This is a genomic window from Aphanothece hegewaldii CCALA 016 (assembly GCF_003007785.1).
Classification (GTDB): domain Bacteria; phylum Cyanobacteriota; class Cyanobacteriia; order Cyanobacteriales; family Microcystaceae; genus Chroococcus; species Chroococcus hegewaldii.
This window is the reverse complement of record NZ_PXOH01000022.1, coordinates 75935-82370: the sequence shown is the minus strand read 5'-3', so window position 1 is coordinate 82370 and position 6436 is coordinate 75935. Positions and strand designations below refer to the sequence as shown.

The window sequence follows — 6436 nt, the reverse complement described above, 5'->3', positions numbered from 1 at the left end:
AAGACCCGAACAGAGTAAATCTGTCAAGGCAACTGCATTGAAGCAGAAACCCAAATCGTAAGGTTTGGGAATCATCGTCCCTAAAGGGCGGTGAGGATGTCAACTGTGCGCGTCAATCCTCGCATTAAAAAAACCCTAGTCATTTGACTAGGGTTTATCTATTATAGTTTCTCTTGATTATCGGAGTCTCTAGGAGGGTTCTTTTACCAAACCCCGACAGATATGATGTCGTTTTAACCAATCTATAATTAATTCATTGACAACCGTTGGGTTTTCATCATGAGGACAATGACCCGCTTTTGGAATACCATGAAATTCAGTATCTTGACCATTTTTCGCCCGTTGTTGATACAAAGATGCACCTTGAATGGGTGTCCAAGGATCAGCTTCACCCCATAATATTAATAAAGGATGTTGAATACGCGGTAATAATTCTGAAGGTTTTGGCCCGGCAGGAGCAGTTAAAATAGATGCAAAGACTTGTGGTGCATTTGGATCACAAGAGGGTTGATATAGCATATCGACTAATTCGTCGGTGATGGCGTTGCGATCATAATATACCTGATGTAAAGTATTACGGATGCGTTCTTTTTGTCGAATTGCATTAAACAGAACTTTTCCTGTGATGGGAGAACCAACAATTTTAGTAAACATCCCCATCATTAATCGTAGCGGGAAATTAAATTCTTCAGGACGATGATTCAATCCACCTGCACAATTAATTAAAACACCACCTGCTGTCATTTCGGGATATTCACTCATCATTATCATCGTGAGTAAACCCCCAATGGAGTTACCGACAAATACGGTAGGTTCCTTAATATGTTCTTGCCAAAAATCCCGTAACTGTTGTTGCCACAGTTCCACAGTGTAGTTGAGTACCGGTTTATTTGACCCACCAAACCCCAGTAAATCAAGCGCAAAGACTCGATAACCTGCCTCTGCAAGCGGGGGGATGTTTTTACGCCAATGACCGATAGAAGCCCCAAAACCATGAATTAGAAGTAAGGGTTTACCTTCTCCCATCACCGTATATTGAATGGGATGTCCTCTCCAGTTCCAAATAAGTTTTTCTAAAGATTGCGTCGGGATCAGTTGTTGAGTGGTCATTAAAAGTTAATCTGATGATGTCTTTTCTTACTATCCTGACAAAATTTGCTGAGTCTTGCCACTGCTTGAACAACATACATCAGATCTATCACCTAAAAAAATGCTATTATTAGTAACAATTTTAACATCAATTTAAGCATCAAATGACCAATCCCTCAACAAACCGTAGCTTAACGACACGTACAACATTAACTTTACCAACTAAACTTTTAGAAGCAACGGATCAACTCGTTATTCAGGGTAAGGTAAAAAGTCGTAATGAATTTATAGCTAAAGCGATTAAAAATGAACTAGCTGCTTTAAAAAGAGCCGAAATTGATGCAGAATTAGCAGAAATGGCTCAAGATCCTGAATATCAAGCTTTAGTATTGCAATTGGATGCTGAATTTGCCCTAGCGAGTTGGGAAGCTTTTCAGTTAGGAGAAAAAGAGGAATGAAAAGAGGTGAGATCTACAATGCACGTCTAGAACCTGTTGAAGGTTCCGAACAAGGTGGAACTCGACCGATTATTATTGTTAGTCGTGATATTATTAATATTTATAGTCCAGTTGTTTTAGCTGTTCCCTGTACAACTTATCAATCTGGTCAAAGAGTTTATTCTACTCAAGCCTTAATTCTATCTCCGGATGGTGGACTGACTAAAGATTCAGTTGCAATGGCCGATCAAGTACGTGTCTTATCTAAAACCCAGCTTCTTAAACGAATAGGGCAATTAAGTGATCAAGCTATAGAATTGATCAATCAAGCATTATTAATAACTTTTGATTTACCCGGACAGTTTTAATCTAGATTAGCAACACAAAGGTTGTTAAAGTAGATATCCTTTAAGATAGAGAGAAAATATCAATGACTATATGAACCAAGTTGACTATCTGCGTATCAGTTTGATTGACCGTTGCAATTTTCGGTGTCTATACTGTATGCCAGAGGATGCAGAGTTAGACTATATTCTACGTCAAGATCTTCTAAGAAATGAAGAATTAATGACCTTACTCAAAGAGGTTTTTATTCCAGTGGGGTTTAGAAAATTTCGTCTGACTGGGGGTGAACCTCTAATTCGTCCTGATGTAGTAAACTTGGTTCATCAAATTGCTACTTTAAAAGAAACACAAGATTTATCTTTGACGACAAATGGCTATTTACTGGAAAACATGGCCGAAGATTTGTATAAAGCGGGTTTAAGACGAGTTAATATTAGTTTAGATTCTCTCAATTGGGAAACCTTTGATCATATTATTGGCAATCATGGGCGCAGTCGTTGGGAAAAAACTTGGAGAGGTATTGAACAAGCGTATCGTGTGGGTTTTGATCCGCTTAAACTAAATGTAGTGGTTATTCCGGGGGTTAATGATCACGAAGTAGAAGACTTAGCAGCTTTAACAATAGAACGAAATTGGCACGTTAGATTTATTGAATTTATGCCTATTGGAAATTCTAATTTATTTGGTGACAGACAATGGATACCCTCAGAAGAACTACGTCAACGCATTCGCAATAAATGGGGTTTAGAAGAAGGAAAAGTTAAAGGAAATGGGCCAGCCGATATCTTCCAAATTCGGGGGGCAAAAGGTACACTAGGATTTATTAGTCAGATGTCGGAATGTTTTTGCGATCGCTGTAACCGAATGCGTCTTTCTGCTGATGGGTGGTTACGTCCTTGCTTACTCAATGAAACGAGTCAAATCGATCTAAAAACCGCATTACGCAATAATATTAGCTTAGATGAACTCAGACATAAAGTTCAGTTTTTATTACAATTGAAACCCGAAATTAACTATAAACTGAGAGATTCAGGGACAACAACAGGAACCTATACTCGTACCATGTCACAAATTGGCGGATAATTTCATTGAGCTAAAGTTAAAATTGTTGTCTGAGTTACAAACCTTACGTCAATTTTGTTGAAACTAAAGTAAAGGTAAAATTGTATAAGAGAGGCGATCGTGCAATTAGAAAACTATGACCCTGAATTATTCTATGATGAACTATTTGCGGAATCTGGACAACCCCGACCCTCTGCTGCACCATTAGTCCAATGGATGAAAGATTTACCGCTTCATGAACTCCAACAACATCGAGAAACCGCGCAAATTGCCTTATTCAACCTAGGAGTAACTTTTAACGTTTATAGTGATAACCAAGGGATTGAAAAAGTCTTCCCATTTGATATTATTCCCCGCATTATTGCCGCTAATGAATGGGAAAACCTCGAAAAAGGTCTAAAACAACGTATCAAGGCTTTAAACCTATTTTTGGGCGATATTTACAGCGATCAGAAAATCATTAAAGATGGGATTATTCCAGCAGAAATCATACACTCAGCGACAGGATTTCTCAAACCCTGTTTAGGAATGAAACCTGTAGGCGGCATTTGGTGTCATATTACAGGAACCGATTTAGTTCGAGATAAAGATGGCGCATGGTATGTTCTAGAAGATAACTTACGAGTTCCATCGGGTGCATCCTACGTCCTAGAAAATCGACGGGTAATGAAAAGTACTTTCCCAGAAATCTTTCAGACAATGAATGTCAAACCAGTTGATGATTATCCCAGTCATTTACTAGAAACCCTTCTTAATCTTACACCGCCTCAATTAAGCGATCCAACGGTTGTTGTTCTCACCCCAGGTATATATAATTCTGCTTACTTTGAACACTCCTTTTTAGCCCAACAAATGGGAGTAGAATTAGTCGAAGGACGAGATTTAGTCGTGGTTGATGGATACTTGCAGATGCGAACCACTAAAGGGTTACGTCGAGTCGATGTTATTTATCGTCGCGTTGATGATGATTTTTTAGATCCCCTCGTTTTTCGTCCAGACTCTTTGTTAGGGGTTCCAGGTTTAATGGACGTTTTTCAACAAGGACGAGTGACGATCGCAAATGCACCAGGAACAGGGGTCGCAGATGATAAAGTGGTTTATGCTTATGTTCCTGAAATGATTCGCTACTATTTGGGAGAAGAACCAATATTAAATAATGTACCAACTTATCTGTGTTGGCGCGATCAAGATAAAGATTATGTTTTACACAATTTAGAAAAATTAGTCGTCAAAGCAGCGAATGAATCTGGGGGTTATGGAATGTTAATCGGTTCTAATTCTACCATTGAACAGCGCGAAGAATTTGCCGATCGCATCAAAGCGAATCCCCGTAATTATATCGCTCAACCTATTCTCAGTTTATCCCGTGTGCCGACTCTTATTGATGATCAGATAGAAGGTCGTCACGTGGACTTACGTCCCTATATTTTACATCGCGGTGACGAAATATATGTGCATCCTGGAGGATTAACCCGTGTGGCCTTGAAAAAAGGGTCTTTAGTGGTGAATTCGTCTCAAGGTGGTGGAAGTAAAGATACTTGGGTTTTAAATCAATAATAAGGTAAGAAAATAATGTTAAGTAGAGTCGCTGATTCAATTTATTGGTTAAATCGTTATATAGAAAGGGCCGACAATGTAGCGCGTTTTATCGATGTTAACCTAAATCTTATGCTCGATCTACCCGATGGCATGACCCAACAATGGGAACCGCTAGTATTAACAACAGGGGATTTAGATTTATTTAAAAAACGCTATGGGAAAGCAACCGCAGATAATGTAATACAGTTTCTTACCTTTGATGCGGAGTATCCTAACTCTATTCTCTCATGTGTCAACTTAGCTCGTGAAAATGCGCGATCGATTCGTGAGATTATTTCCTCGGAAATGTGGGAACAGGTAAACGGTTTTTATCTGATGGTGAAAGATGCTTCACAACGTCCTGTTAGAACCACATTACCCAATTTCTTCACGCAAACTAAACTCGCTTCGCATCGGTTTGCGGGTGTCATGGATGCAACAATGACTCATAATGAAGGGTGGCATTTTGGCCAAATGGGACGACTCCAAGAACGGGCCGACAAAACTGCACGTATTCTAGATGTAAAATACTTTTATTTGTTACCTTCTGTAGAATGGGTCGGAACACCATTAGATCAAATTCAATGGATTTCGCTGCTAAGATCAGTAAGTGCATATGAGATGTATCGTAAATCTCAACGTAGAATTACACCTAATAGTGTTGCAGAATTTTTGATCCTCGATCGTGAGTTTCCCCGTTCGATACATTTTTGTTTAAAAGAAGTTGAACGCAGTATACACGAAGTTACCGGAACACCGATCGGAACTTGGTGTAATTCTGCTGAACGTTCCATAGGAAAATTATGTGCAGAGTTGAGTTATCTTACGATGGATGATGTGATTGAAGTCGGGTTACACGAATTTCTCGATCAAATGCAAAAACGCATCAATGAAGTTGGGGTAAAAATGTGGGAAACGTTTTTCGCAATTGAACCCATATCCGACAAACCAGGGATGACTATGAGTCAAAGTTTGGGGAGTCAAAGTTTAGGTAATATGAGTCAAAGTATGAGCATGGGGTGAAAAAATGCGTTATTTAATTAATCATACAACGGTTTATACTTATGATAAACCCGTTTTTCCACATCCTCATCTAATTCGCTTGCGTCCTCGATCGGATGGATGGCAAAAACTCCATGATTTTTCTTATGTGATTACACCTGAACCAACGGGAATTTCAGAGATTATTGATTTAGATGGTAATGCTTGTTTAAGAGTATGGTTTAAACAAGAGACAGAACAGCTAAAAATTGAAATCAATAGCGATATCGAAACTTTTAAAACAAACCCTTTTGATTTTCTTTATGAACCTTGGGCGTTAAAAGTACCAATAGATTATCCTAGTTCGTTGTTGAAACAATTACAGCCCTATTTAACACCTTATAACAATTTGCCTGACCCGATTTCGATTTATCTAGCGCAAGAATTTTTACACGAAGTCGATGGAAAAACATCAGATTTTTTGTTTAAACTGATGGATGAAATCTACCGCAATTGTACACAGGTGGCACGACATAGCGAGGATTTGTGGTCGCCTACCATAATTTGGACAAAAAAGCAAGGGGCTTGTCGAGATTTTGTCGCTTTATTTATGGATATTTGTCGTTCAGTTGGGTTAGCGACACGGTTTGTCAGTGGTTATCAAGAGGGCGATCCAGATACAGAAGAATTTGATCTTCACGCGTGGGTAGAAGTATATTTACCAGGTGGGGGATGGCGGAGTTATGATCCGACTCATGGGTTATTAGTGAGCGATCGTCATATTGCTTTAGTCAGTAGTGCCAATCCTAGCTATACTTCTCCTATTATCGGTTCAGTGACTCCCGTTGCTCACTCTAAAATGCAAGCAAAAATCAGAATCGAAAAAATCAGTTAAGTGTAATGATGATTCAAGAAAAAGAATTTTTGAGTAAAACATCAATAGT

Annotated in this window: 7 protein-coding genes; 6 read left to right on the top strand and 1 reads right to left on the bottom strand. The window is 38.9% G+C overall.

What is annotated here, in order from left to right:
• Window positions 1-189: 189 nt before the first annotated feature.
• Window positions 190-1110, bottom strand: coding sequence for an alpha/beta fold hydrolase (locus C7H19_RS17690; RefSeq protein WP_106458252.1), 921 nt, complete (start codon window positions 1108-1110; stop codon window positions 190-192).
• 143 nt (window positions 1111-1253) lie between these two features.
• On the opposite strand from C7H19_RS17690, the gene C7H19_RS17685 reads away from it, so the two are divergent.
• The 6 genes from C7H19_RS17685 (at window position 1254) to C7H19_RS17660 (ending at window position 6387) form a co-directional block, all read left to right on the top strand.
• Window positions 1254-1547: a ribbon-helix-helix protein, CopG family gene (locus C7H19_RS17685; RefSeq protein ID WP_106458251.1), complete on the top strand. Its 294-nt coding sequence runs from the start codon at window positions 1254-1256 to the stop codon at window positions 1545-1547.
• Entirely contained in the window at window positions 1544-1894 is a 351-nt protein-coding gene (locus C7H19_RS17680) for a type II toxin-antitoxin system PemK/MazF family toxin (RefSeq protein ID WP_106458250.1), read from the top strand. The genes C7H19_RS17685 and C7H19_RS17680 overlap by 4 nt, the downstream gene beginning before the upstream one ends.
• Window positions 1895-1964: 70 nt before the next feature.
• Complete coding sequence (gene moaA, locus C7H19_RS17675; protein WP_106458249.1) at window positions 1965-2954, top strand: GTP 3',8-cyclase MoaA; 990 nt, start codon at window positions 1965-1967, stop codon at window positions 2952-2954.
• Between the two features lie 99 nt (window positions 2955-3053).
• Window positions 3054-4490 carry a circularly permuted type 2 ATP-grasp protein gene (locus C7H19_RS17670; protein WP_106458248.1) on the top strand — a complete coding sequence of 479 codons (1437 nt, stop codon included), beginning with the start codon at window positions 3054-3056 and terminating at the stop codon, window positions 4488-4490.
• A gap of 15 nt (window positions 4491-4505) precedes the next feature.
• Window positions 4506-5534 (top strand): alpha-E domain-containing protein, encoded by a 1029-nt coding sequence (locus C7H19_RS17665; RefSeq protein ID WP_106458247.1) that lies wholly within the window; start codon window positions 4506-4508, stop codon window positions 5532-5534.
• Window positions 5535-5538: 4 nt separating this feature from the next.
• A complete protein-coding gene (locus tag C7H19_RS17660) occupies window positions 5539-6387 on the top strand; it encodes a transglutaminase family protein (RefSeq protein ID WP_106458246.1) in 849 nt (282 codons plus the stop codon).
• The last annotated feature ends 49 nt before the right edge of the window (window positions 6388-6436 follow it).

Coding starts and splice junctions, on each gene's coding strand:
- C7H19_RS17665 (WP_106458247.1), top strand. CDS start 4,506: ATGTTAAGTAGAGTCGCTGATTCAATTTATTGGTTAAATCGTTATATA.
- C7H19_RS17680 (WP_106458250.1), top strand. CDS start 1,544: ATGAAAAGAGGTGAGATCTACAATGCACGTCTAGAACCTGTTGAAGGT.
- C7H19_RS17685 (WP_106458251.1), top strand. CDS start 1,254: ATGACCAATCCCTCAACAAACCGTAGCTTAACGACACGTACAACATTA.
- moaA (WP_106458249.1), top strand. CDS start 1,965: ATGAACCAAGTTGACTATCTGCGTATCAGTTTGATTGACCGTTGCAAT.
- C7H19_RS17690 (WP_106458252.1), bottom strand. CDS start 1,110: ATGACCACTCAACAACTGATCCCGACGCAATCTTTAGAAAAACTTATT.
- C7H19_RS17660 (WP_106458246.1), top strand. CDS start 5,539: ATGCGTTATTTAATTAATCATACAACGGTTTATACTTATGATAAACCC.